Genomic DNA, 22,711 nt, shown 5'->3' on the forward strand with positions numbered 1-22,711 from the left:
CAGCTCGTGACACTGACGAGGCCGGCAAGAGGCGCCAACCCCCTGGATACCGCGGACTTCTCAGGATCATCGCTGCCACATCGTCAACGCACCTATTCCCGGGCGCCTGGTATTTTGTTCAAATACCAAGCAAATTATTCAACCGATACACGATTGCGACCATCATGATCAGACGCAACGTGTGATCGGGTCCTTCCATGCTTCTCAGAAAACTTATCGTTGCAACAGCTCTTGGCTTTCTCGCTTCGTCGCCGGTGACTGCGATGGAGTATTATCAGCTCACCCAAGCTGAAATGGCCGCTATACAACAAGAAGTAGCGAACAACCTGAGAGATCCGACCTCTCCCATTTTCGGCGGGGCACGAGCTGTCATCGACCGTTCCAGCGACATGGTTTACGTTTGCGGTGCTGTGAACGGTAAGAACGCTTTCGGCGCATACGTCGGCGCAGAAGCGTACATGGGCGCGTTATTCAGGGGGCAAAACGGCGTTAGCGTGTTCTCGGTCGTTGGTATCGGCGGACAAGGCACCGCCCAGCATTGCCGTCAGTACGGGCTGCTTTAACACCGTCTTTGCATCTGCCCCAGCCGGCGTAATCGCCGGCCGGCTGAACAGAGCTGGTCGACGGTTCGAGCCTCTCCTTACCACTCGCTGGATCTACGTACCTGCCTGGGCGGTGAAGGGGTGTGCTGCCCGAGCCAGTAAGTCGATTTGCACGCCGGGCACTGATATTGCTTCTGCGTGCCATGGCTAGAGGTCCTCTGCAGCACGCTTTTTCGCCGATCTTCAAAGCAGTTGGTACAGAGTAGATGAGCCGGTTCGTCGGTCAAATTTCCCTTTAACCGATAGCTGAAGGTGTCGCCGCCCATGTCAACGAGCTCGTAGCGCTGTGTCACAGCCTGCCAGTTGTTGAACGCCTCAATCTCTTTCTGCAGATCGCGAATTTGCTGCACCAGTTCCATTTGCTGCATCTGGGCCGAAGTGGCACTAGATTGCGCATCAAGGATCAGGCGCTGAAGTTCAATGACCTTGGTTTGAAGCAGCTGATGATCACGAAGCCCAACTAAGCTCGAGGCCACATCGGAGGCGATACGGAGAGATGAGGCCGCGCCGGCAAGCAGAGACAGATCAACCATTGACTGATTCCTTGGAGCTAACCGGCGAAGCCTGACGCCATAAACAAGGCTCCGGCAACGGTCAGATAGCCCAGTCCCCAGTAAAGCTCGCTCTGCCAGCTTTTCACCGGACGAGCACCGATCGCATGCACCGGCGCCAGAGCCTCCCGCACCGACATTCCGGACTGAGACCGCTCTCCCTGCCATTCCCTCACCACCAGCCCACGCGCTGCGCGATGCCGGTTCTGGAAGTCGTGGCTATGGCGTTGCCCTTCGATAACCGACGGGTATTTTTGGCGCATCGGCGATTGCTCGATGATCGTCTGCCGTTCGATGTCCGACAGCGCGCCGATCTGCCCGGCAGGCTTCCCCACCTTGATGCGCTCCACCGGCATAGGCACGCCGTCATCAATGAGCGTGGAAACCAGTGCCTCGCCCAAACCCATTTCCAGCACAGCCTTCTCGACGTCCACGTCCTTATTGGGCCGGAAGGCGCGTGCCGCTGCTTTCACGAAGCGCTGCTCCTTGGGCGTGTAGGCGCGCAATGCGTGCTGGATCCGATTGCCCAGCTGCGCCAGCACGCCGTCGGGAACATCGGACGGGGATTGAGTGACGAAGTAGACGCCCACACCGCGCGATCGCACCAGGCGCACAATGCGCTCTATGGCGTCCAGGAGGTGCTTGGGAGCATCGGCAAACAGCAGGTGCGCTTCATCGAAGAAGAACACCAGCTTGGGCTTTTCGACGTCGCCTACCTCCGGCAGCTTGCGGAACAATTCAGTTAGCAGCCAGTAGATCAGCGTGCCGTAGAGCTTCGGTGCTTCCATCAGCCCATCGGCGTGCAATAGGTTGACCATGCCCTTGCCATCGGCCGCGCGCATGAAGTCGGCGATCTCGAAAGGCGGTTCGCCGAATAGCTTTGCTCCGCCCTGTTGCTCGAGCGTCAGCACATTGCGCTGGATGGTGGCAATAGAGGCAGCGGTGATGTTGCCATAGACCTGGCATACCGTTTCCCGATCATCCTGCATGTCCTGCAATTGCCAGCGCAGGTCATCCAGAGTCAGCAGGAAGTCGGCTTGGTCTTCCGCGCGCTTGAGCGCGATCGACAGCGTACCGGCCTGCGTCTCGTTCAGGTTCAACATGCGGGCCAGCAGCACCGCACCCATCTCCTGCACGCTCGTCCGGATCGGGTGCCCCTTGTCGCCGAAGACGTCCCAGAACGTCACGGGAGCATTGGTGGCGATCCCTGAAAGGTCGCCTTTGATATCGGCCGCGAACACCGGCACGCCGGCCGCGGAGAACTGCTCGGCCATGCGTTGAAGTGAACAGCTCTTACCCGTCCCAGTTGCACCCGTAATCAGGCCATGGCGGTTGGCGAACTTGAGAGGAAGTGAAACCTTCCGTCCGTCTGCAGTAAGACCCAGATCGATGTTCATCAGGAAATCCGATCGCGCTTGATTGTGTGCATAAAAAGTGTAACTCATGCGTAGTCTGGGTCAATGTAAATCGGCGAGTAAATGACTGAAAATGTAAACATTTCCGCTGCTCAATGCCGCGCTGCACGGGCAATGCTTGGCTGGGCACGAGAAGAGCTAGCAGAAGCCTCGTCCATCCACTTGCGCACCATCGTGGACTTCGAGCGGGAAGCGAGATGGCCCAGGGAGACAACCCTTAAAGCGCTTCAGGCGGCGCTTGAAGTTGCAGGGGTGACATTCTTGGCTGACGATGGCAAGGGGCCCGGCCTACGCACAAAGCCAGAAAGCAAGGTTGTCGCAGCGGAAGCCCAGCAACGCTGAAGGTACTAGAGGTCGTCGTCTCTAAGGGGATCTGCAATCAGCGCGTCATAGTCGCGACGGCGCATCTGTACGCGTTGACGACGCTCAAGTTGCCAGACGAAAGGTTGGGGGTATCTCCACGCAAACTGCGCAAACACGTGGTTCTCTGGGTCTATAGTTTCGTGGTCGGTACGCCTGGCGAGGCGAAACTCCGTGGCTTCTTCGGCATCGATGACGACCTCAACACTCTCGCCCATGGCCGCAACCACTGCAGCTCGGATGCTGTCATCCAAGATTACCCTGAGTTCGGTAGGCTCTATGTTGTCGCCGAAGCGTACAATCATCGGACGATCCGAAGGGTTCTTGATGCGTAGAAAATGCGTCTTGGCTGGGCTAAATTCATACGCTTTCCGAACGACAATCACGGCTGCCGGCAGCCGCCGAGTGATAAACTGCCAGCCTAGATAGAGGGCGGACAAGAGCCCGGCCGCTGAGCCAAGAGCTTGCACGATCTGAAGTACTTGCATGCCAGCAGCCTTGTGGGTTGAAGGCAGTGCAGAATCGCTCTAGCCCTCTGGTATTCAACACCGGCGCATGGACGTGCCACAACTCGAAAGAGCTGTGCCATGTCTACAGAATTCGCCTTCTCCCTTTCTCTCCACATAGATGCGGCTCAGGTGCTGTTTGTAGCCGCGGTCCTAATTCGTGCCGCCCGGTCTCCATGCCAGGACTCTGGCAAGCCAAGACGCAAGCGAACTCTGTTTTGGCGAAGGTGGCCGATGCGATTTCACATCAAGCCGCGCTGCGTTCCGCCTGCTGGTGCCGCCAGGCGAATTGGCTTGACCGAAGCAAGGTTTAGAGATCTCCTTCCAGCGCTGCAGGGGAACGGCTTTCCCATGGCTGATGTAGTTACCGGCAACTATGACCTTCATGCTATCGATTTGTATGTCGACAGGCGTAATCCCGATTTGATCGCCCCCAATTCTCAGAGCGAGGCAGAGACGGACAATGACCTGTTCATGGCGCGCATTGCAGCCATAGGCCGGACCTCTCCGCGTACATGACCTGGCTGACCGCTTGTCCCGACTAACCCGGCCAGCCTGGTGGGTGAGGGTGTGACATGTGCCCGCCCGGGTGATGCCCTGCACCCTCGCGCTGCTGCATGGCCCTACTGATGGTGATGGTCGAGAGGGCGCACGCACAGAGCCGCGCCACCAGGCGAGGCAGCGCAGGTGGGAGGCAAGTGACCGACACAGTGCTAACGCCTGCCAGTGACCCGCGCTGTGGACTTTTTGGGGGTTTAGGGACCGTACCTCGACCATTTGCCATGGGGGCGGCACCCGACCGCGCATCATCGCTCAAGTTTTTCTTCATAGGGGGTTCAGCGCCATCCAGCGCCCGCCGTTGAGGCAAAAGCAGAATTCTCTCCGCCCGCTGCAAATGTCGGTTCCGAAAACGTCCAAATGAGACTATCTACGTTCAATAATCTTGAACGGAGTAGCTGACGTGGAAAGATGTGCAGTGAAGGGGTGGTGGGCGGATGAGCAGCGGGGTGCCTGCTGATGCTCTACAAGCTACCCACGGCCGATGTTGAAGCATCCGCTACGCTCTGGACACCGCAGGCAGTGATCCGTGCCCTAATCGATTCTTTTGCCGTGCTCAGCGTCACCACCGGCAGGGTCGGGCCGAAGAAAATGAAAGCATTTTGGCCTGAGTACCACGCAGACCTGGCCGACCTTGCCGATCGTATGGAAGCCAAGCCCGCGAAGTGGCGGGTCAAGCGCCGGCCGTCGTCTGTCGAGGTCAGCAGAATGGAAATGGTATTGCTGGGCTGGACTGATGCTAAGGGCAGCCACTCAGCTTGGCTGAACGGCAACCTCATGGCCTACGAGCGCCCGCGGCTCTGCCTGGTGGCTTTCATCATCGCCAAGTCCAGGGGCATGACTGAAGTGGCTCTTTGCCGTCAGCTGGGATGGAGCCTGGCTACGTTCAAGCGGCACAAGCTAGCGGCTGCAAAGATGATTGCGGTCAGGCTGAATGCTTCGAAGGTGGCATGCTGGTGACTCCTCTGATGGGTATGGAGGGATGCCGTATGGGAATGGATTCGACAGCTAGTGGACGCAGGTTGACGAAGCCTACTGCAGCCCTTCTAGAAATAGATAAACCGGTTCTCGCTTGTACTTGCTTATCTAAGTCATCTCATTGGTGAAGTGTCTGCACATCAACTTCGTCGCCGCACTGTTGTGCATCATAACCGCAACGACGGACCCCCATGTCGCAATAATCCTTGCCGTCGGCGGTCGAATTAGGGCACCCATGTTACCGCCGAGAGAACAATTTTGGGCGGGAAACCTGTTATGGCACTTACTACTGGCGACCTTCATACCTACTCTACCAACACGCATGCGTTTGCGGATCTGGTCACTGGGGCCGATGGTCGCTTCTACGTGGCCTATAAGACGGGCTCCACTGGCATTGCCGTGGATGTCTATGACCCAGCCACGAAGACCTGGAGCAATGCCGCTGGATTTACTGCCGCAGAAACCGGGAATGTCTCGCTATCCGATGACCTTGATCTTGTTGCCACCTCGGATGGCAGACTGCACATCGCGTTCAAATTCGACAATGGAGATGGACAGTATCCCTTTGATGAGCCCCGGGGCGTTGGATACGGCGAGTTCGACGGTACTAGCTGGTCGTTCTCACGGGTCGACCAAGGGAGCAATCCCAGCGGATGGCACAACTTCGATAATCCAAGCCTTGTCGTAGACGGCTCAGGTAAGGCTCACATAGCCTACAATTTCGCCGATGCCACGTCGCACGACTACTATGTCAAGTATGCGACAAACGTTAGCGGCTCGTTCGCCTCGGAGGTGCGAGCCAGCTACACGGCGGATGTAAACGCCGGTATCAACGAGATTCATCGTCCGATCCTGAATATGGCGGATAACGGAACGCTTCATCTCACCTATTTTCGCGAAGACAACATCAATGGCTCGCAAGGTAACCCCTACTATCAGTCAAAAGCTTCAGGTTCTCCCTGGACAGCTGAGTCCCAGATAGATGGCACATACGGTGAGATTAACCCCTGGAGCTATTCCAACGCGGTTTTGGACGGCGACGGTAATGTTCACCTTTTCTACGCCTCTAACGGAGCCGTGTATGATCTGAGTGGAAGCGAGGGTGCATTTAGCAAGTCAGTGATAATCGAAGACACCGAAAACATAGCTACGGTGCGCGGCTACTATCGCGCCGCAGATGTAGAATATCTCTTGGTCGCCAAAGGAGACGACAGTGCCTCTTTGTTCAGCAAGGCAGCCGGAGGAAGCTGGCAGATAAACACCGAGGCAGTGATCGGCTCAGACACCGATTTCGCTATCAATGCTGATGGCCAGGTGATGATCGTGACGACAAATTCTGATTTGCGCCAAATCGATTTTGCTACGGGCCCCGTCACGATGTTTGTCAACGCGGCGCCGACGGCTTCCAATCTAACGCAGACTCTTCAAATATCCGAAGATGGTGGTTCACTGGATCTTGCCGATATCGTAGTCGTCGATGGGGATGCCGGGGATGCGATAACCGCGTCGCTCCACCTGAGCAATTCAGCGGCTGGAGCACTGAGCACCGGTACCTACGGTTCAGCAACATCGACTTACAATGCTGGAACTGGCGTCTGGACGGTTAGCGGTGTCGTAGCCGATGTCAACGCCGCACTGGCCGCGGTCAGTTTCAACTCGGCCGCCAACTGGGACCAAGACGTCACCATAACTACCAGGGTCCGAGATGCAGCAAATTCTGGACCAGCAGATGGCACTATTTCGCTGGATTTCACCTCCGTTAATGATGCTCCGGTCCTAACAGGCGGTGGCGTCCTAACGGCGATTGCCGAGGATGTTCTATCTCCCTCAGGAGCGGCCCTAAACTCGTTGGGCATTGCTGCGACAGACGCTGTCGATGGAGGCTCCATTGCGGGCTATGCCGTTGTGGGGAATTCGGCAGATACAACGACCCAGGGCGCGTGGCAGTACTCAACAAATGGCGGAGCCAACTGGCATGCCGTCGGTGCTGTCAACGACAGTGGAGCCGCGCTCGCAATATCCGCGTCTACACTGGTAAGGTTTGTTCCAGTCCAGAATTTCAACGGTACGCCTTCCCCCTTGGCAATCCGCGCATTGGACGGGAACGTCACGACTTTCTCCGCTGGAGATGCGACGGAAGCGCGGGTGACCATCGATACGAGCACCAACGGTGGAGAAAGCTTTCTATCGGCGGCCACTGCCCAGATATCCACGTCGGTCACAGCCTCCAACGACGCTCCTGACATAGCAGCGCCTGCTAGTCTTTCTGTTCGGGAAGACACCGCTTCCCCGCTCACAGGTATATCATTCTCCGATATCGATGCATCCGCGGGGTCAGTCACCGCATCGTTCACGATCAGTAGTGGATCCTTGAGTGCGACGAGCGGCGGTGGTGTGACCGTGGGAGGGACAGCGAGCGCGCTTACGCTCACCGGGTCCATTGCTGCCATCAATACGTACTTGTCGGCGCCCAACGTGAACTACGTCACCGCGGCCAATGCGACAGGCGATCTCGATCTGACGATCGACATCAATGATAACGGCAACACCGGTTCCGGGGGCGCGCTGACTGGTCAGACCACAGTGTCTCTTCAGGTCGACGCGGTCAATGATGCTCCCATTGTAACAGCGCCCCTTTCGATTTCGGTAGATGAAGATGTCACAACGCCCATAAGCGGCATGAGCTTTAGCGATGTTGATGCGGGAGCCTCGATTGTTACCGCCACCTTCAGTGTACCGAGCGGGCTGCTCTCTGCATCTTCCGGGGGAGGAGTTGGGGTAACCGGATCGGAGAGCGGTCTGATCTCACTCAGCGGTACGATCGCGAACATCAACGCTTTCATAGCAGCAGGTAGCCTGGGATATACATCGGCTGAAAACTCAACGAGCAACGTAGTGCTGACCGCGTCTATCGACGATGGTGGAAACACGGGCGCCGATCCCGGCACGAGTGGGACGGCGACCTCTGAAGCTGATGTGAGCACGACCACGTTGGTTGTAACCGCGGTGAACGATGCTCCTGTCAACCAAGTCCCGTCTTCGCAGAGCGTTGATCAGGATTCCGCCCTCGTCTTTAGCTCCGCTAACGGAAATGGAGTGTCGGTGAGCGACGTGGATGCTGGTGGTGGTACGCTGCGCGTTTCCCTCACGGCTTCGAACGGGGCACTCACCCTCAGCAGCACTGCTGGCCTATCCTTCGTTTTGGGTTCTGGCAGCGGCGATCTTACTATGACCTTTGAGGGCACACTGACCGACATCAACGCCGCCCTGGATGGCATGTCTTTTAACCCCAACCTGGGCTACCACGGGCCTGCCAGCCTATCTGTTGTCACCTCTGATTTAGGGCTGAGCGGGAGTGGCGGCACTCAAACCGACGCAGATACGATTGCGCTAGATGTTCAGGCACCCGTAGTGCCACCGCCACGACCTCCGCTGCCGCCACAGCCGCCTGGTACCCCTTCCAGCGACCTGCTGCAGGGTACACCGGGCGATGACCAGATCAACGGAGGTGGCGGCACCGACATTTTCCGTGTAGCGGCAAACCGAGACGAGGTGACTATCACCCCACTGGCTGACGGCACGTTTGCAATTTCGCACCCCGATTACGGCACCGATGTCCTTGAGAACGTCGAGCTAATCCGCTTCGACGACAGCGTTGAACTGCTAAACCCACCGTCCGCTCCAATTAGTCAGCCGATCTCCATTCCATTCAATGAAACGGCCTATCTCGCGCAGAACCCTGATGTCGCGGATGCCGTTGAACAGGGCCAGTTTTCGAGCGGCTTTGACCATTATACGCAATGGGGAATGGCGGAAGGTCGCCAGGTGCCGATGGTTGCTATGGACGAGCAATTCTATTTGTCCCAGAACGAAGACGTTGCGCTAGCCGTCGAGCGCGGTGAATTCAGCTCGGCGCTCGAGCATTATCTTCTTCATGGAGCCGCAGAAGGGCGTAGCCCCAACGTACTATTCGACGAGCAATGGTACCTTGATCAGAATCCGGATGTCGCTGCTGGAGTGCTTCAGGGCGCCTTTGCTAGTGCATACGAGCATTTCCAAGTCTATGGCTGGAACGAGGGTCGCAACCCTTCAACTTGGATGGACCTCAAAAGCTATCTTGCTGACAATGAGGATGTTTTCTTGGCCGGGATAAACCCGCTCGACCACTTTTTGAACTACGGAGTTCACGAAGGGCGGACAATCAAGGCAGATGACGCGGGGCTGTGGCTAGCGTGATTTCGACATCGTCTAAGGGCCAGGAATAATTCCAGTGATCTCTTGAGGTAGGACGAGTTACTCGTCCTACCTAACGCTCCAATCGAGAGCAATCAGCACGGCTACGCAGTGCCGCCCGTCTTCGAGAGACGGGAACATGGGTGGGCCGAGTAGACAACGTTCTCAGTCGCACCACCACTCTTCACCGTCGGGCCAATGCCGGGCGAGCCGTTCCTCAATCAGGATATCACCAACATCTCGACTGCCAATGCGGATTGTAGCCAATCGACGCTTACTGCTGGTGCTGTCATAACCGAGGCGTTCGATGGTCCACTCGTTACCGTTCAGCAGCTCGAGCATTCTAGCGCTAGCCTGGTGCGCCAGCTCCTTCTCAGCCTGTCCGCCACAAATAGAGGACTGAGGTTCGGGCGTGTCGAAATCCTTCAATCGGATGTTCTCGCCCTGCAGCCAGAGGGTGTCGCCGTCGACCAAGCAGGTCTTGTTAGCAGTGTTCGGACGGTTGCCGCACACAGTCAGGACTGGATTCTCTGCGAATACCGGCGGCGTAAGACATGAGCAGACTGTCAGCGCCACCAGGACACGCCTTGCCGCTGAGCCCTCTAGGTAGTGTTGAAGGCTCATTGGTCATTCCCATTTTGCTCAGGTGCTATCGTTGCAGCCGGGACGGCGCCGGCGCCCGGCGGCCTCCCGGAGCGCTCAAGTAGCTCTTCCAACTCGCACTTGATCATTAACAGCCGGCGACCTTCATCGGTCTCCGAGGCTGTGGGATTGAGCTCGAGCCACCTCTCACAGCCGAATAACAAGGTTTGAAGGCTTGCCCTTGGGTGCTGGTCATCCAGATCGCCGGCGCGATCACGCCAGTGAAAAATGGCGAGCAGGTAATCTGGAGGCATCGGTCTTTCTCGCAGGCTGCTTCACGTGTGCGGTGCGGGTCCCCCGACCTCCGTTGCGCAACGGCGATGTGCAATGATTTGGGCTGCGTTGTCCATAAACTTGCGACAGGCCCATGCTCATCGACTGGCCTCTGACGCCCTGGAGGCGTACGTCAGGCCGACGTACGGCGCACCGGAGCCGTGACCCGCACGTCAGCTTGGTCAGCGGTGATCCGTAGACCGCGTTTGGTGAGGTGATATCCGATTGACGCAATATCAGTGAGGCAGGCAGTGGTATCCACCGCAGGTCGATCGAGCTCACCATCTGACATAACCAGTGCCCGGATCATCTTCCAAGGCGCAAAGCGCTCCGGCAAATTGCTGCCGGAAAGGTCTGAGGTGTAGGCGACCACGGATCCTTGGCCATGGAAAACGTAGACGTGCATCGCTGCTCCTATGTCGCATTCCATGTCGCATGGATTCGCGGGGCCATTAGGGAAATGCCCGGAAATGCTGGGTATTTGCGTGCAACACAGCTGCGACATGAACCGGCGGTTCGGAGCACCCTGCCCGACTACAAACCCTTGCGATTATTGAAGAATTTCTTGGAGGCCACGTCCGGAATTGAACCGGAGTACACGGATTTGCAATCCGCTGCGTAACCACTCCGCCACGTGGCCTCACGTCCGCAGTAACTATTGCACGACAATGCCTTATGCAAGACCCCAGCTAACAGGCGGTAAACTTTCTGGACTACAAACTCCACGGGGTGGGATGGTTGCCGGAATGCCCCATTGCGGCGCATGATCAGCGACGCCGCAACCGACTGGCCGCTGCGTCGCCATTCGTCAGTGGGCTGCTGCCACATGATAATTCATGTGCTGGAGGTCGGAGAGAAGGCTGGGACCGGTCGGCTGCCAACCCAGTTTCTCGCGCGTCCATTCGCTCGATGCCGGCAGGTCCAGGGTCGCAAAATGGGCAAGCGGGCCGTAGTGACCGGGCACCTCTTCCGGCGACAAAGACCGCACGGGGATACCCAGGCCGAGTCCCACTGCCTCTGCCACCTCGCGCGCCGAGACGCCCTCCTCGGCGACGGCATGGTAGCGCGCTCCAGGCTCATGCTGCTCGAGTGCCAGGCGGTACAATCGAGCAACGTCGCTGACATGGGCGGCGGACCAGCGCTCCTTGCCTTCCCCGACATAGGCTGAAAACCCTCGGGCGCGGGCGACCTCGATCATCGGCGTGAGCAGCCCCTGCTTTTCGACATCATGCACCTGAGGCAGGCGCACAACCGCAACGCTGACGTCCTTCGCCGCCACAGCTTCTCCGGCCAGCTCGGACAGGCGACGCGGATTGGCGTTGTCGCGATCGAAACGCTGTTCGGTTGCCGGTTGGCCGGGGGCTCCGTTCCCCATCCCGACACCGGAGGTGATCAGAAACGGCTTGCTCGATCCGGCGAGCGCGTCACCCATGGCTTCGATCACGCGGCGATCCTTTTCGCAGTTCGCGAGGAAATTGGCGAAGTCGTGATCGAAGGCGGCGTGGATGACCGCATCGGCTTGTGCCGCCCCGCTGGCTAGAGTTTCGGGATTCTCCAGGCTGCCGCGGTGGACCTCTGCACCCGCGCGGGCAAGCGCCTCCGCCCCGTGGTCCGATCGGGTCATGCCGAGAACCTCATGTCCCGCAGCGATGAGTTCAGGCACGATCCTCGAGCCGATAAAGCCCGTCGCACCAGTCAGGAAAACACGCATGAAAACACCTTTCTGATTGTTGGATCAGCCAAGTGGACCTATGTTCGTTCCTGTTAAAGTAGTGACTTTATCATGGTATAAACGCCAACAGGATAATCATGCCCTCCCCCACTGCCAATGCGCTCGGGACTTATCTGCGAGATCGCCGGACGCGGCTTGATCCCGCCACGTTCGGGTTCATCGGCGGTCGTCGCCGAACACCGGGATTGCGCCGGGAAGAAGTGGCGCAGCGCGCCAACATCAGCCCAACCTGGTATACGTGGCTCGAACAGGGACGCGGCGGGGCACCATCGGCCGATGTGCTTGACCGGATATCGAAGGGCCTGATGCTGACCGAGCCCGAACGGGAACACCTTTTCATGCTTGGGCTCGGCCGTCCGCCCGAGGTGCATTACAAGCCGGTTGAGGGAGTGACACCGAGACTGCAGCGGGTGCTTGACGCCCTGGATAGCAGCCCGGCCTTCATCAAGACGGCGACCTGGGACGTGATTGCCTGGAACCGTGCCGCCGCGGCCGTGCTGACGGACTACGGCCAGCTTCCACCTGAACAGCGCAATATTCTTCGGCTCATGTTCGGCAATTCGCAGATCAGGGCCATACAGGAGGATTGGGAGAGCGTCGCCCGTTACGTCGTAGGCTCGTTCCGCGCCGACGTGGCGCGCGCCGGGGCGACCGAGGAAATTACCCAATTGGTGGACGAACTCTGCCGAACCAGCCCGGTGTTCGACAGGCTATGGCGCGACAACGAGATCGCCGCACATCACGAGGGGCTCAAGCGCCTTCACCACCCTGATGTTGGCCTGCTGGAGCTTGAGTTCTCAGCCTTCGCCGTTGATGGACGTCCCGAACTCGGCATGGTGATCTACAATCCGGCGTCCAGCGACGATGCCGACCGTGTGCGGGCGTTGGTGCGCATGCGAGAGCATCACATCTCGTAGTTCGTCCGGCCAACGGCAGAGCAGCGCCCGACTGCGCACTTGGCCAAGCGTTAGCCCATCAGGCGATAGCCCCCTCGAATTCCTCCGCCGCCATGCCGGGCGATGTTGCCGGGGTGTCGCGTGCGTAGCGGGCCGGGGATATGCCGGCGTCACGCAGGAAGGCCACGCTGAAGGCGCTTGCGGAGCGGTATCCAACCTTTCGGGCGATTTCGCTCACACTCCCCTCGCGCTTGCGCAACAGGTTCTTGGCCAAAGCCAGCCGCCATGCGGTCAGATATTCCATGGGCGCCATGCCCACCGTGCTCTGGAAGCGCTCATGAAAACCCGACCGGGACAGGGCTGCCTCCCTTGCCAGTTCGGCAACCGTCCAGCCGCGCTCGGGCTTTGCGTGCATGCTCCTTATTGCCGTCGCCAGCCGATCGTCCGACAGGGCGCGCAGCAATCCCGGTGAATTGGCCAGCTCGGCAGTCGAGCGCAACGCCTCGATCAGCAGCACTTCCAATAGATGCTGCAACACCACTTCACGCCCCGGCTTGTTGCCCACTGCCTCGTCGCCCAGCAATTGCATCAACATGGCCAGACGATGCTCGCCCCGCACCACCACCAATTTGGGAAGCAGCGACGACAGCAGGGTCGCATCGTCGGACCGGAAAATGCAGTAGCCGACCAGCGCCCGCATATCGACCGGGCCATCGATACTGCCGACGCGATATCCGCCGCCGGGCAGGATCACCGGATCGATCACCAGGTCATTGTCTGCGCTGGGCACGTCACTCCACATCATGAAGTCCTGCGCAAAGGGGATCAGAATGAAATCGCCGGCATTGACGATAACCTCACCGCTTTGGTGATCCCTGTAGCGCAGGCTCCCCTTGAGCACCGCGACGTAATAGGGGTTGGGCGATTGCGTCCGCCTCACCCGCCAGGGCCCCGATCCGGTGACGCATTTGGAAAACGGCGCGCCCGGCTGCAGCAAGCCAACAATCTGCGCGAGAGGATCAGCCATTCTGGACTCACTCGAAATAATCTTGGACGATAAAATATAGAACGTCCAACCGCCTGTGACTATCTCCTGTTCGGCCAATCAAGCACAGGATCATGCCATGACCGAAAATTCTCGCATCGCACTCGTCACCGGCGCCAATCAGGGCATCGGGCTTCAGATCGCAACGGACCTTGCCGCCAGTGGCCTCACGGTGCTGCTCGCCTCGCGCAATCTCGACCGGGGCAAGGCCGCCGCTCAAGGTATTGACGGCGATGTTCATCCCATTCAGCTCGATGTCACCGACGAGGCTTCGATCCGCGCGGCTGTCGCGCAAGTCGAGCAGCAGTTCGGCCGCCTCGACATTCTCGTCAACAATGCCGCCATTTCCCGGGCCAACGGCCCGGAAAGCGAGACCATGCAGGACTATATCCAGCGCTCGCGGGCGACACTGATCTCGGTAGACGAAGTCCGGACCATCTGGGAAACCAATGTCTTCGGTGTCCTTGCCGTCACCCAAGCCTTCGTGCCCTTGCTGCGGAAGGCGAACGGCGCAAGTGTCGTCAATGTCTCGAGCAGTCTGGGCTCGCTATCCATGCTCGCACCCGACAATCCCTACCGGACAACCTTCAACCCCGGTTATGGCGCATCCAAGACCGCGCTCAACGCCATTACGATGGCCTTTGCCATCGATCTTGAAGCCGAAGGTATCAAGGTCAACGCGGTGACGCCGGGCTTCACTGCCACCGCGCTCAACAATTACGAGGGTACCGAAACCGTCCAGCAGGGTGCCGCCGAAGCCGTTCGTGTCGCCCTGCTTGGGAACCAAGGCCCGACGGGCGTTTTCACCGGGTCGGTCAACGAAATCCAGCCCTGGTGATGGAAACGAGGCCCGCCGGCACCTGCTGGCGGGCCGACTCCTGAGCGGCAGGCTGAATTCGGCCTGCGGCAGGTCTGCGACACCAGTTTAGCTAGCAGCGCTCATATGCGCTGGCCCATTACTCAGGAAATGCGTCTTCGTGAACAGGGCCAAGTCTAACGGATTTGGCAACCTGACATCGCTCAGATCGGGAGAGCGTTTTCCAGAGGGATCGTAAGACCGAGCGATCTGCGAGATGAAGACAACTGCCACCCCGCTTTTTTCGGCGAAGGATTTCAGGGCCTCGACCTGTTCTGCGAGTGGGGGATGCTCACGCTTCTGGTCCAATAGCTGCAGATAGTCGATTACGATCACTGTGCCCGTTGGTGCAGATCGCGCCTTGGAAATGATGTGGTCCGCACATATCCCATCGGAGCAGTCGAACTCGAACCCAGCCCCAAGCCGGCTTGGTTCGATGCCGAGGGAACTCAGGCGTTCCAGAACCTCGCCTTCGGTATATTCCAAGGTGAAGAACATGCCGCGTTTGCCAGATTTCACGGCTTCCACTGCGATCTCAAGGGCGAGCAGGGTCTTACCTTGTGCGGGGCGAGCCCCGATAAGCATCATGTCGCCGTTTTTCAGGCCCGCGTACAACTTGCTTGCAGACGAGCTTGATTGATATTTCGTGGCGAGCAGGCTCCAGCTCTTGAAGCCTTCGCCGGAGGCTATGCGATCGAGCGCGACATGTAGCTCGATGCCTTCTTCACGTGCGAGACGCTTTGCGCTGCGTTTAAGATGGTAGATTGGCGCTGAGAGTTTCATCGTACCCTTTCAGTGCGGGCGTTGTCAGCAATCCCTCCTTTTGCTTCTGCCCGACCTATGGGTTGGGTTCGATGAAGTCCGGTATGATGTCTACTTTCCCATTGGAGGGGGGAGGCGTGGACCGCGCCAGAATCGCATTCTAGCACGCCGCAATATTCTCGGAAGATAGCCAATTCGTCGTTCCCGCCCACGCAGCCGTTCAAGAGCAGGAAGGGAGCGATCAGGTGATGTCGCCGGGGCGCAGCATGCGTTTGAGCGATGAGCTGCGGAACACGAAGTGTTCGACCAGGGCTCCAGCAACGTGCAGCACGATTACGGCGACGAGTGCAATTCGAAGTAGCCCGGCGTGCGCGTCAGCTGCGCCTTCGACACCGAGGAACCAGGCCACAGCTCCACTGAGTGGCATTGCAATGAGCAGCAAATAGAGCGCGCCGTGCGTAATGGCGCCGAGGGTCGAGGCCCATTTCGGCTGGTTCTCGGAGCGCGGTGGGTGACCATGGGTGCGTCGCAGGTAGAGCCGGTAAAGCACGACCAGAAGGACGCTTACCCCGGCGATTATGTGCAGGATGGCGCCGATGCCGGGGGGCCCACCAAGACCATCCTCTCGGGCTTCCCACGCCTCGCTCATGGCGTCGCCGATGATCAGCTGAAAGACCACCAGCGCCACTGTCACCCAATGCAGTGCGACTTGCTGGCTAGACCAACCAGTTGAAATGGGCATATCCGACCTCCCGTTTTCAGCAGCCCATCACGGATTGGCTGGTGCGGCAAGTGGTCGTGGAACTGGAGGATGGTGAACTCCCTGCCGCCTCCGTTCGGTTTGCGGAAAAGGACAGTTCTCAAGCAGAAGGGCGGGATCGAAATCCCGCCCTCCCCTTTCATTCGCTCGAGGCCTTATTCGCCGCGGATGGTGGCCAGTTCCGCGTTGACGCGCTCGATCACCTCGGCGCCGATGGATGCGGCACTGCGTTCGTAAACGCCCGCAACCGCTGCACGGATTTCGGCCATGTTCTCTTCCGAGATATCGTTGACCTCAAGGCCGGCATCCTTGATGCGCTGCAGTGACTCGCTGGACAGGGCGCGGCTGGCGGTGCGCTGTACGTCGCGACCGACAATCGAGCAGTCCACAAGGATCTGCTGCTCTTCGGCAGAGTAGGTATCGAAGATCGGCTTGGAGAACAGCACCACGAATGGCGTGTAGGCGTGGCGGGTGTTGGAGACGTAGTCCTGCACTTCAAAGAAGCGCGACGTGTCGATCGTCACATAGGGGTTTTCCTGGGCGTCGATTGCACCGGTCTCGAGTGCGGTGAACACTTCGCCGAAAGCCATCGGCTGGGCGTTGGTTCCCAGCGTCTGGAAGGTGTCGAGGAAGATATTGTTCTGCATGACGCGCACGCGCATGCCTTCGAAATCTTCCAGGCTTTCCACCGGGCGAAGCGAGTTGGAGAGATTGCGGAAGCCGTTCTCCCAGTACGAGAGGTTGACCAGATTGTGCTTGGGCAGCAGGTCGGCCATGTACTTGCCGAACTCGCCATCGAGCAGGGCATCCGCTTCTTCTTCGTTGTTAAGAAGGAACGGCAGATCGAAAACGCCAAGCGCGGGTTCGATGGCGACCAGCGGTGAAGTCGAAGAAATCACCATTTCGAGCGTGCCCGAACGCAGGGCCTGGGCCGACTGCAAATCATCGCCCAGAGCCGAGCTCCAGAACGCGTTGACGGTCCAGGCGCCATCGGTGCGCTCGGCAATACATGCCTTCATTGCCTCGACGCCGTCACCCACCGGATGGTCTTCGGCAATGCCGTTGGCGATGCGGATGGTCCGCTCCGAAACCTGGGCGAATGCCGGGGTGGCAACGCTTGACAGCAGAGTGGCGGCGAGACCCGCCGCGACGAGAGATTTCCAATTCATGAGTATTCTCCTCCTTGTTGATTATATTGGGTCGAAACGACTGATTTAGTGCCGCATCCAGCTGAGCGGCACCAAGACGAGCTGGGGAAAGAATGTCAGCAGCATCAGGACCATGAAATGGGCGATAAGAAACGGAGTTACGCCCGTAATCACCCGCCCCAATGGTACCCGCGCCACGCCGCTGACGACGTTGAGCACAACCCCTACCGGCGGCGTCAGCAGCCCGATGCAGTTGTTCATGATGAACATCACGCCGAAATAAACAGGATCGATCCCCGCCTGGCGAATAATGGGCATCAGCACTGGGGTGAGGATCAGGATCGTCGGCGTGAGGTCCAGAGCCGTGCCCACGACGAACACCAGCACCATGATCATCAGCATCAGAACCAGCTGGTTGCCCATGACCGGCTCGAGGATACGGGTGATCTCGCCGGGAATATTGGCGCTGGTGATGAGCCAGGCGGAGACAAGCGCCCCCGCAACCAGGAACAGCACCACCGAGGTCGTCTTGGCAGCACGCAGGAACACGCTGTAGAGATCGGAGAACTTGAGCTCGCGGTAGACGAAGAGCCCCACGAACATCGCGTAAACTGCCGCCACCACGCCCGCTTCGGTAGGGGTGAAAATGCCGAAGCGAATGCCACCCAGGATGATGACCGGCATCATCAGGGCCCAGCCGGCGCGCAGGGTAGCGCGGCCGCGTTCGGCCCAGCCCACCTTGGGCAGGGACTCCACCCCATCACGCCGCGATACGATGCCCCAGGTGATCAGCAAAGCCACCGCCATCATCATGCCCGGTACAATGCCGGCCAGGAACAGCTGGGTGATGGAGACGTTGGCAGCCACGCCGAAGATGATGAAGGCAATGGAGGGCGGGATCACTGGGGCGATGATGCCACCGGCAGCGATCAGGCCCGCCGAGCGCGGCACGTTGTAGCCGGCCTTGCTCATCATCGGGATCAGGATCGCGGCCAGTGCCGCCGTGTCGGCAGCAGCAGAGCCCGAAAGCGCCGCCATGATCAGGGCCGCGATAATGGCAACAAAGCCCAGCCCGCCTCGCAGGTGACCCACGAAGGTAATGGCAAATTCGATGATGCGCTTGGATAGTCCGCCGGCATTCATCAGCTCGCCGGCCAGAATGAAGAACGGAATGGCCAGAAGCACGAAGCTATTGGCGCCATCGACCATGTTCTGGGCGACGATCTGGGGCATGAACATGCCCATATAGCTCATCAGGACGATGCCGCAGAACATCAGCGCAAACGCAATCGGCGCTCCGATTGCCATGGCGCCCAAGAGCGAGGACAGGAAGACGACAAGGGTCATTCGCCGCGCTCCAGCAAGGCATCGATACTGTCGTAGTCACCGACGAACTGGGCGATTTCGGCTTCGGTGGTGCGTCCGGCCAGGATCTTGAACAGGCGCCAGATCGCGATGATGCCCACGCCGATCGCGGTGAAGAAGGTGATCCCGTAGACATAGAGCAGCGGCATGCCAGCCACCGCCGAGCGCATGGTTGCGTTGATCGGCGCCTGCTGCCAGCTGCCCCAGAACAGGACGGCGACGCAGAAAAGGATCAGCAGGTTGGTGAGGAACATGCAGATGATCCGCCCGCGCCGGCCGAACATGCGCACCAGCGTTTCGACGCCCAGATGCCCGTTCTCGGCAAAGGCCAGGACCGCACCCACGAAAGTGAGCCAAACAAAGAAGAACCGGCTCATCTCCTCTGAGATGACCAGACCGGAATTGAAGCCGTAGCGCAGCACGACATTGAGAAACACCATGCCTGTCATGCCTGCCAGCAGCAGGACGATGGAGACTTCGATGATTTTGCCGATTGCCGACGTAAATACCCTCACGACCTGACACTCCAGGCCGTGACCGGGATGGTCACAGATGACACGCGCACTTCCTCCGTCGCGGCTGCTTGCCCTTGGGACATCACACCGCATTCTCCTCACTTGGCGCCCCTCCAGGGTGCCGAGCTAGACAGCGATCTAAATGGTAGCGTATGTCATTGTCAACGGGACGACAGTGGCCGGCAGGCGCAGCGGGGACTGCATGACCGATAGTACCAGTGTTTACAGGGCTGTAACGCTGAAGGAAGTCGCCGCGGCGGCGGGCGTCAGTCTGATAACGGCCTCCCGCTCATTGCGCACCCCCGAAGTGGTCTCGGTCAAAACCCGTCAGCGCGTTGCAGCAGCGGTGAACCTGCTGGGCTACACGCCGAACCAGGCAGCCCGGGCGCTCGCTTCGTCCAAAAGTTCGATCATCGGCATCATCGTTCCCTCAGTCACCAATCTGGTCTTCACCGACGTTTTGCGCGGGGTTTATGACGCCATCGAAGGAACCGACCTGCAGGTTCAATTGGGCAATTCCCGCTACACGCCGCACAAGGAAGAACGACTGCTCCGCGTCTTCGCCGCCCAACGCCCGGCCGGCCTGATCGTGGCGGGGAAGGATCAGAATCCCGCGGCTCGCGCCATTCTGGTGCAGCTCGGTTGTCCCGTCGTCCAGGTGATGGATCTCGCCGATGACCCCATCGACATGAGCATCGGTTTTGATCACACCGAAGGCGGCCGGGCAGCGACGCAGCATCTGCTTGACCAGGGCTACCGGCGGATCGGATTTTTGGGTGCACGCATGGATTCGCGCGCGCAACGACGCCTTGACGGATACCGGCAGGTCCTGACGAACGCAGGACTCGACGATGCCCGCCTGGTCATGACCACACCGCAGCCCTCATCGGTCCTGCTCGGTGGCCAAATGCTCGCTGAGTTCCTTTCCAGGGTTCCCGATGCCGATGCGGTATTCTGCAACAATGACGATATCGCCATGGGTGCACTTTTCGAGTGCCAGCGGAGGGGCATAAGCGTTCCCGGACAGTTTGGCATCATGGGCTTCAATGACCTGGAATATGCAGACTCCATCGCGCCATCCCTGTCGACGATCCGTACGCCTCGCTACGAAATGGGGCGCCGGGCGGTCGAGATGATTGCCGCCGCCAATGCCGGTCAGCGCCCGGAAACAGCGACTGTCGACCTGGGGTTCGAACTCAAGGCTCGCCAAAGCACGGCTCGCAGGGGAAGCCGGCGATAAATGCGCCTATCCTGCCGGCCGACTTGGCGCTGCCCGAGCGCCTGCCGCGTGATTTGGAACTATCTCCCCCCACCGAGATTGCCCATGCAGCGACGGAGGCATGATGCGCAGCAAGATCATCCATGATGCAAATGGCGAGCGGACGTTCGCAATCATCCTGGAAACGGGTGATGAGGTCCTCGGCTGCCTGGGCGAATTTGCCAGGCAGCATGAGCTGCAGGCCGCCAGCTTCAAGGCGATCGGCGCATTCTCCTCGGCCAAACTCGCCTTCTTCGATTGGGAAAGCAAAGAATACCTGCCCATTCCCGTGGATGAGCAGGTGGAAGTCGCTTCCCTGACGGGCGATATCGCCATCGGTCCGGATGGAAAGCCCGCCCTGCACATCCATGCAGTCCTCGGAAAGCGGGACGGCAGCGCCGCCGCCGGGCATCTGCAAGAGGCAGTGGTCCGTCCAACGCTGGAGATCATCCTAACCGAGGCTCCCGGCCATCTCAGGAAACGTATGGATGCCGATGTGGGGATCGCACTGATCGACCCCCGCATCTGAAACTCCCTATTTGAAGATGCCCGCGAGCAGACGGCCCTCGATCTCGGCCAGATCGGGAGCGCCGCGCCGGCGCGGGCGGGGCTGGTCGATGGCGATGTCGAGCGCGATGCGGCCTTCATCGAGCACGATGACCCGATCGGCCAAGGCGACCGCCTCGCCCACGTCGTGCGTCACGAAGAGCGCCGTGAAGCCCTGCTCCTGCCATACCCGCTCGATCAAAGCCTGCATGGTGATGCGGGTCAGCGCGTCGAGTGCGCCCAGGGGTTCGTCGAGGGCAAGGAATGCGGGCTGGCTCACCAGCGCACGAGCCAGGGCCGCGCGCTGCCGCTGGCCGCCAGACAAGCGCGAAGGCCACTCACCGGCCTTTTCGCCGAGCTGGACTTCAGCCAGGGCGGCCTCCGCCAGCCGGCGAGCGTCGCGCCTGCCGACGCCCTCCCCTAATCCGACCACAACATTGTCGATGACGCTGGCCCAGGGCAGCAGCCGCGGCTCCTGGAACACGATGCGCGAGCTTGGCTCAGTATCGGCGCCGTCGGGTCCGACGAAGCTGATGGCGCCAGAGGTCGGCGTATCCAGCCCGACCAGCAGGCGCAGCAGCGTGCTCTTGCCGCAGCCGCTTTTGCCGACGATGGCGAGGAACTGACCGGCAGGGACTTCGAGGTCGAGATCGTGCAGCACCGGCACATCCCCGAAGCTCTTCGCCAGCCCCTCGATGCGGATGCCAACACCACGATCACCGGCGCGCTGGCGCGGGATGCGAGCCGCATATTCGGGCTCGATATCGTTGCCCCAGACGTTCTTGGTACGGACCGTCGTACTCATGGCTCAGCTCCTTGCCGATTTCTGGTAGGCGGGGTTCCACGACAGGGTCAGCCGTTCGAGGGTCAGCGCGACCAGGTCGGCCAGCTTGCCGAGCAGCGCATAGATGACGAGGGCCAGGATGACGACGTCCGTCATCATGAATTCGCGGGCCGAATTGGCCATGTGGCCGATACCGGATGAGGCGGCCATGCTTTCGGCGACGATCAGTGTCAGCCACATGATACCCAGCGAGAAGCGCAGACCGACGAAGATGGAGGGCAACGCGCCGGGAAAGATCACCTTGCGGAACAGGGTCCAGCCGTTCATGCCATAGACGCGGCCCATCTCGATAAGTTGCGGATCGACATTTCGCACACCATGCAAGGTATTGAGGTAGATCGGGAAAAAGACGCCGAGCGCAGTGAGGAACAGCTTGGCCTCCTCCCCTATGCCGAACCACAGGATGACCAGCGGGATCAGCGCCAGATTGGGAATGGTGCGCAGCATCTGCAGCGTTGTGTCGGTCAGCGAATGGCTCAGCCGCGACACGCCATTGGCCAGGCCGAGCAGGAAGCCGATGGAGCCACCGACCAGGAGGCCCGATATGGCCCTGATGGCGCTGGCCTGGATGTTGACCGCAAGCTCACCACTCACAAGCTTGTCCCAGAAGGCCCAAACGACCTGGATGGGCGCTGGCATAAGCCGGTTGGTAATCCAGCCGAAGGAGGATGCCGCCTGCCACAGCACCACGATGCCGAGCGGCAGCAGGAAGGGCAGCAGAGCCGATGGCGAAATAGCTAGGGAACGGCGCGGCGCGCGGATGCGCGGGCCGGTGGGCACGGAGATGGGCTTACCGAGTTCAGCAGCGAGAGTCATGGCGACCTTCCAGTGAATGCAGGGGAAGCGGGCCGGCTTCAGGCCGGCCC

The 22,711-nt window shown here is 59.6% G+C and carries 23 protein-coding genes and 1 tRNA gene; 9 read left to right on the plus strand and 15 right to left on the minus strand.

What is annotated here, in order from left to right; all coding sequences use genetic code 11:
- The first annotated feature begins 197 nt into the window (after positions 1-197).
- On the plus strand, positions 198-563 hold the full coding sequence (locus C8264_RS12725) for a hypothetical protein (protein WP_108461361.1): 366 nt from the start codon (positions 198-200) through the stop codon (positions 561-563).
- 77 nt (positions 564-640) lie between these two features.
- Here the strand turns inward: C8264_RS12725 and C8264_RS12730 are convergent, their stop codons facing one another.
- Complete coding sequence (locus C8264_RS12730; protein WP_108461362.1) at positions 641-1,135, minus strand: hypothetical protein; 495 nt, start codon at positions 1,133-1,135, stop codon at positions 641-643.
- 17 nt (positions 1,136-1,152) lie between these two features.
- The gene (locus tag C8264_RS12735; RefSeq protein WP_108461363.1) at positions 1,153-2,550 is read right to left on the minus strand and encodes a helicase HerA-like domain-containing protein; all 1,398 of its coding nucleotides are present in this window, start codon (positions 2,548-2,550) and stop codon (positions 1,153-1,155) included.
- A gap of 81 nt (positions 2,551-2,631) precedes the next feature.
- Between C8264_RS12735 and C8264_RS12740 the strand changes: the two genes are divergently transcribed.
- On the plus strand, positions 2,632-2,910 hold the full coding sequence (locus C8264_RS12740) for a helix-turn-helix domain-containing protein (RefSeq protein ID WP_108461364.1): 279 nt from the start codon (positions 2,632-2,634) through the stop codon (positions 2,908-2,910).
- A gap of 5 nt (positions 2,911-2,915) precedes the next feature.
- Here the strand turns inward: C8264_RS12740 and C8264_RS12745 are convergent, their stop codons facing one another.
- A complete protein-coding gene (locus tag C8264_RS12745) occupies positions 2,916-3,416 on the minus strand; it encodes a hypothetical protein (protein ID WP_108461365.1) in 501 nt (166 codons plus the stop codon).
- 369 nt (positions 3,417-3,785) lie between these two features.
- Here C8264_RS12745 and C8264_RS12750 point away from each other — a divergent pair, with 369 nt between their 5' ends.
- The 3 genes from C8264_RS12750 (at position 3,786) to C8264_RS12760 (ending at position 9,206) form a co-directional block, all read left to right on the plus strand.
- On the plus strand, positions 3,786-3,953 hold the full coding sequence (locus C8264_RS12750; protein WP_162783620.1) for a hypothetical protein: 168 nt from the start codon (positions 3,786-3,788) through the stop codon (positions 3,951-3,953).
- 498 nt (positions 3,954-4,451) lie between these two features.
- Positions 4,452-4,952: a sigma-70 family RNA polymerase sigma factor gene (locus C8264_RS12755; RefSeq protein ID WP_108461367.1), complete on the plus strand. Its 501-nt coding sequence runs from the start codon at positions 4,452-4,454 to the stop codon at positions 4,950-4,952.
- Between the two features lie 294 nt (positions 4,953-5,246).
- Positions 5,247-9,206: a beta strand repeat-containing protein gene (locus C8264_RS12760; RefSeq protein WP_108461368.1), complete on the plus strand. Its 3,960-nt coding sequence runs from the start codon at positions 5,247-5,249 to the stop codon at positions 9,204-9,206.
- A 162-nt stretch (positions 9,207-9,368) separates the two neighbouring features.
- On the opposite strand, the gene C8264_RS12765 is transcribed toward C8264_RS12760, so the two are convergent.
- The 4 genes from C8264_RS12765 to C8264_RS12785 all read right to left on the minus strand — a co-directional run bounded on the left by C8264_RS12765 (position 9,369) and on the right by C8264_RS12785 (position 11,829).
- A complete protein-coding gene (locus C8264_RS12765; RefSeq protein ID WP_162783621.1) occupies positions 9,369-9,677 on the minus strand; it encodes a thermonuclease family protein in 309 nt (102 codons plus the stop codon).
- 574 nt (positions 9,678-10,251) lie between these two features.
- On the minus strand, positions 10,252-10,524 hold the full coding sequence (locus tag C8264_RS12775; RefSeq protein ID WP_108461371.1) for a hypothetical protein: 273 nt from the start codon (positions 10,522-10,524) through the stop codon (positions 10,252-10,254).
- Between the two features lie 160 nt (positions 10,525-10,684).
- Positions 10,685-10,758 (minus strand) — tRNA-Cys (locus C8264_RS12780).
- Between the two features lie 168 nt (positions 10,759-10,926).
- Positions 10,927-11,829: an SDR family oxidoreductase gene (locus tag C8264_RS12785; protein WP_108461372.1), complete on the minus strand. Its 903-nt coding sequence runs from the start codon at positions 11,827-11,829 to the stop codon at positions 10,927-10,929.
- Positions 11,830-11,927: 98 nt separating this feature from the next.
- On the opposite strand from C8264_RS12785, the gene C8264_RS12790 reads away from it, so the two are divergent.
- On the plus strand, positions 11,928-12,767 hold the full coding sequence (locus tag C8264_RS12790; RefSeq protein WP_108461373.1) for a helix-turn-helix transcriptional regulator: 840 nt from the start codon (positions 11,928-11,930) through the stop codon (positions 12,765-12,767).
- 58 nt (positions 12,768-12,825) lie between these two features.
- On the opposite strand, the gene C8264_RS12795 is transcribed toward C8264_RS12790, so the two are convergent.
- Positions 12,826-13,773: an AraC family transcriptional regulator gene (locus C8264_RS12795; protein WP_108461374.1), complete on the minus strand. Its 948-nt coding sequence runs from the start codon at positions 13,771-13,773 to the stop codon at positions 12,826-12,828.
- A 97-nt stretch (positions 13,774-13,870) separates the two neighbouring features.
- On the opposite strand from C8264_RS12795, the gene C8264_RS12800 reads away from it, so the two are divergent.
- On the plus strand, positions 13,871-14,629 hold the full coding sequence (locus C8264_RS12800; RefSeq protein ID WP_108461375.1) for an SDR family NAD(P)-dependent oxidoreductase: 759 nt from the start codon (positions 13,871-13,873) through the stop codon (positions 14,627-14,629).
- Between the two features lie 87 nt (positions 14,630-14,716).
- Here the strand turns inward: C8264_RS12800 and C8264_RS12805 are convergent, their stop codons facing one another.
- From C8264_RS12805 to C8264_RS12825, 5 genes are all read right to left on the minus strand, one after another.
- Positions 14,717-15,430: a DNA helicase gene (locus C8264_RS12805; RefSeq protein ID WP_108461376.1), complete on the minus strand. Its 714-nt coding sequence runs from the start codon at positions 15,428-15,430 to the stop codon at positions 14,717-14,719.
- Between the two features lie 220 nt (positions 15,431-15,650).
- On the minus strand, positions 15,651-16,151 hold the full coding sequence (locus C8264_RS12810) for a cytochrome b (protein ID WP_108461377.1): 501 nt from the start codon (positions 16,149-16,151) through the stop codon (positions 15,651-15,653).
- A 173-nt stretch (positions 16,152-16,324) separates the two neighbouring features.
- The gene (locus C8264_RS12815) at positions 16,325-17,338 is read right to left on the minus strand and encodes a DctP family TRAP transporter solute-binding subunit (protein WP_108461378.1); all 1,014 of its coding nucleotides are present in this window, start codon (positions 17,336-17,338) and stop codon (positions 16,325-16,327) included.
- Positions 17,339-17,383: 45 nt separating this feature from the next.
- On the minus strand, positions 17,384-18,664 hold the full coding sequence (locus tag C8264_RS12820; protein WP_108461379.1) for a TRAP transporter large permease: 1,281 nt from the start codon (positions 18,662-18,664) through the stop codon (positions 17,384-17,386).
- Positions 18,661-19,131 carry a TRAP transporter small permease gene (locus C8264_RS12825; protein ID WP_162783627.1) on the minus strand — a complete coding sequence of 157 codons (471 nt, stop codon included), beginning with the start codon at positions 19,129-19,131 and terminating at the stop codon, positions 18,661-18,663. The genes C8264_RS12820 and C8264_RS12825 overlap by 4 nt, the downstream gene beginning before the upstream one ends.
- 268 nt (positions 19,132-19,399) lie before the next feature.
- On the opposite strand from C8264_RS12825, the gene gntR reads away from it, so the two are divergent.
- Positions 19,400-20,437: an HTH-type transcriptional regulator GntR gene (gene gntR / locus C8264_RS12830; protein WP_108461381.1), complete on the plus strand. Its 1,038-nt coding sequence runs from the start codon at positions 19,400-19,402 to the stop codon at positions 20,435-20,437.
- Between the two features lie 103 nt (positions 20,438-20,540).
- A complete protein-coding gene (locus C8264_RS12835) occupies positions 20,541-20,984 on the plus strand; it encodes a PPC domain-containing DNA-binding protein (protein ID WP_108461422.1) in 444 nt (147 codons plus the stop codon).
- Positions 20,985-20,990: 6 nt separating this feature from the next.
- Here the strand turns inward: C8264_RS12835 and C8264_RS12840 are convergent, their stop codons facing one another.
- Both C8264_RS12840 and C8264_RS12845 read right to left on the minus strand, forming a co-directional pair.
- Complete coding sequence (locus C8264_RS12840; protein WP_108461382.1) at positions 20,991-21,806, minus strand: ATP-binding cassette domain-containing protein; 816 nt, start codon at positions 21,804-21,806, stop codon at positions 20,991-20,993.
- A gap of 3 nt (positions 21,807-21,809) precedes the next feature.
- Positions 21,810-22,661, minus strand: coding sequence for an ABC transporter permease subunit (locus C8264_RS12845; protein ID WP_108461383.1), 852 nt, complete (start codon positions 22,659-22,661; stop codon positions 21,810-21,812).
- Positions 22,662-22,711: the final 50 nt, after the last annotated feature.

The sequence above is a fragment of the Devosia naphthalenivorans genome (assembly GCF_003056355.1).
GTDB lineage: Bacteria > Pseudomonadota > Alphaproteobacteria > Rhizobiales > Devosiaceae > Devosia > Devosia naphthalenivorans.

Excerpts from the sequence above, each read along its gene's own strand:
- C8264_RS12750 (WP_162783620.1), top strand. The coding sequence starts at position 3,786 with ATGGCTGATGTAGTTACCGGCAACTATGACCTTCATGCTATCGATTTG.
- C8264_RS12825 (WP_162783627.1), bottom strand. The coding sequence starts at position 19,131 with ATGACAGGCATGGTGTTTCTCAATGTCGTGCTGCGCTACGGCTTCAAT.
- C8264_RS12805 (WP_108461376.1), bottom strand. The coding sequence starts at position 15,430 with ATGAAACTCTCAGCGCCAATCTACCATCTTAAACGCAGCGCAAAGCGT.
- C8264_RS12790 (WP_108461373.1), top strand. The coding sequence starts at position 11,928 with ATGCCCTCCCCCACTGCCAATGCGCTCGGGACTTATCTGCGAGATCGC.
- C8264_RS12840 (WP_108461382.1), bottom strand. The coding sequence starts at position 21,806 with ATGAGTACGACGGTCCGTACCAAGAACGTCTGGGGCAACGATATCGAG.
- C8264_RS12845 (WP_108461383.1), bottom strand. The coding sequence starts at position 22,661 with ATGACTCTCGCTGCTGAACTCGGTAAGCCCATCTCCGTGCCCACCGGC.
- C8264_RS12800 (WP_108461375.1), top strand. The coding sequence starts at position 13,871 with ATGACCGAAAATTCTCGCATCGCACTCGTCACCGGCGCCAATCAGGGC.
- C8264_RS12725 (WP_108461361.1), top strand. The coding sequence starts at position 198 with ATGCTTCTCAGAAAACTTATCGTTGCAACAGCTCTTGGCTTTCTCGCT.
- gntR (WP_108461381.1), top strand. The coding sequence starts at position 19,400 with ATGACCGATAGTACCAGTGTTTACAGGGCTGTAACGCTGAAGGAAGTC.
- C8264_RS12810 (WP_108461377.1), bottom strand. The coding sequence starts at position 16,151 with ATGCCCATTTCAACTGGTTGGTCTAGCCAGCAAGTCGCACTGCATTGG.
- C8264_RS12740 (WP_108461364.1), top strand. The coding sequence starts at position 2,632 with ATGACTGAAAATGTAAACATTTCCGCTGCTCAATGCCGCGCTGCACGG.
- C8264_RS12820 (WP_108461379.1), bottom strand. The coding sequence starts at position 18,664 with ATGACCCTTGTCGTCTTCCTGTCCTCGCTCTTGGGCGCCATGGCAATC.
- C8264_RS12745 (WP_108461365.1), bottom strand. The coding sequence starts at position 3,416 with ATGCAAGTACTTCAGATCGTGCAAGCTCTTGGCTCAGCGGCCGGGCTC.
- C8264_RS12785 (WP_108461372.1), bottom strand. The coding sequence starts at position 11,829 with ATGCGTGTTTTCCTGACTGGTGCGACGGGCTTTATCGGCTCGAGGATC.
- C8264_RS12735 (WP_108461363.1), bottom strand. The coding sequence starts at position 2,550 with ATGAACATCGATCTGGGTCTTACTGCAGACGGACGGAAGGTTTCACTT.
- C8264_RS12815 (WP_108461378.1), bottom strand. The coding sequence starts at position 17,338 with ATGAATTGGAAATCTCTCGTCGCGGCGGGTCTCGCCGCCACTCTGCTG.
- C8264_RS12760 (WP_108461368.1), top strand. The coding sequence starts at position 5,247 with ATGGCACTTACTACTGGCGACCTTCATACCTACTCTACCAACACGCAT.
- C8264_RS12795 (WP_108461374.1), bottom strand. The coding sequence starts at position 13,773 with ATGGCTGATCCTCTCGCGCAGATTGTTGGCTTGCTGCAGCCGGGCGCG.
- C8264_RS12835 (WP_108461422.1), top strand. The coding sequence starts at position 20,541 with ATGCGCAGCAAGATCATCCATGATGCAAATGGCGAGCGGACGTTCGCA.
- C8264_RS12730 (WP_108461362.1), bottom strand. The coding sequence starts at position 1,135 with ATGGTTGATCTGTCTCTGCTTGCCGGCGCGGCCTCATCTCTCCGTATC.
- C8264_RS12775 (WP_108461371.1), bottom strand. The coding sequence starts at position 10,524 with ATGCACGTCTACGTTTTCCATGGCCAAGGATCCGTGGTCGCCTACACC.
- C8264_RS12755 (WP_108461367.1), top strand. The coding sequence starts at position 4,452 with ATGCTCTACAAGCTACCCACGGCCGATGTTGAAGCATCCGCTACGCTC.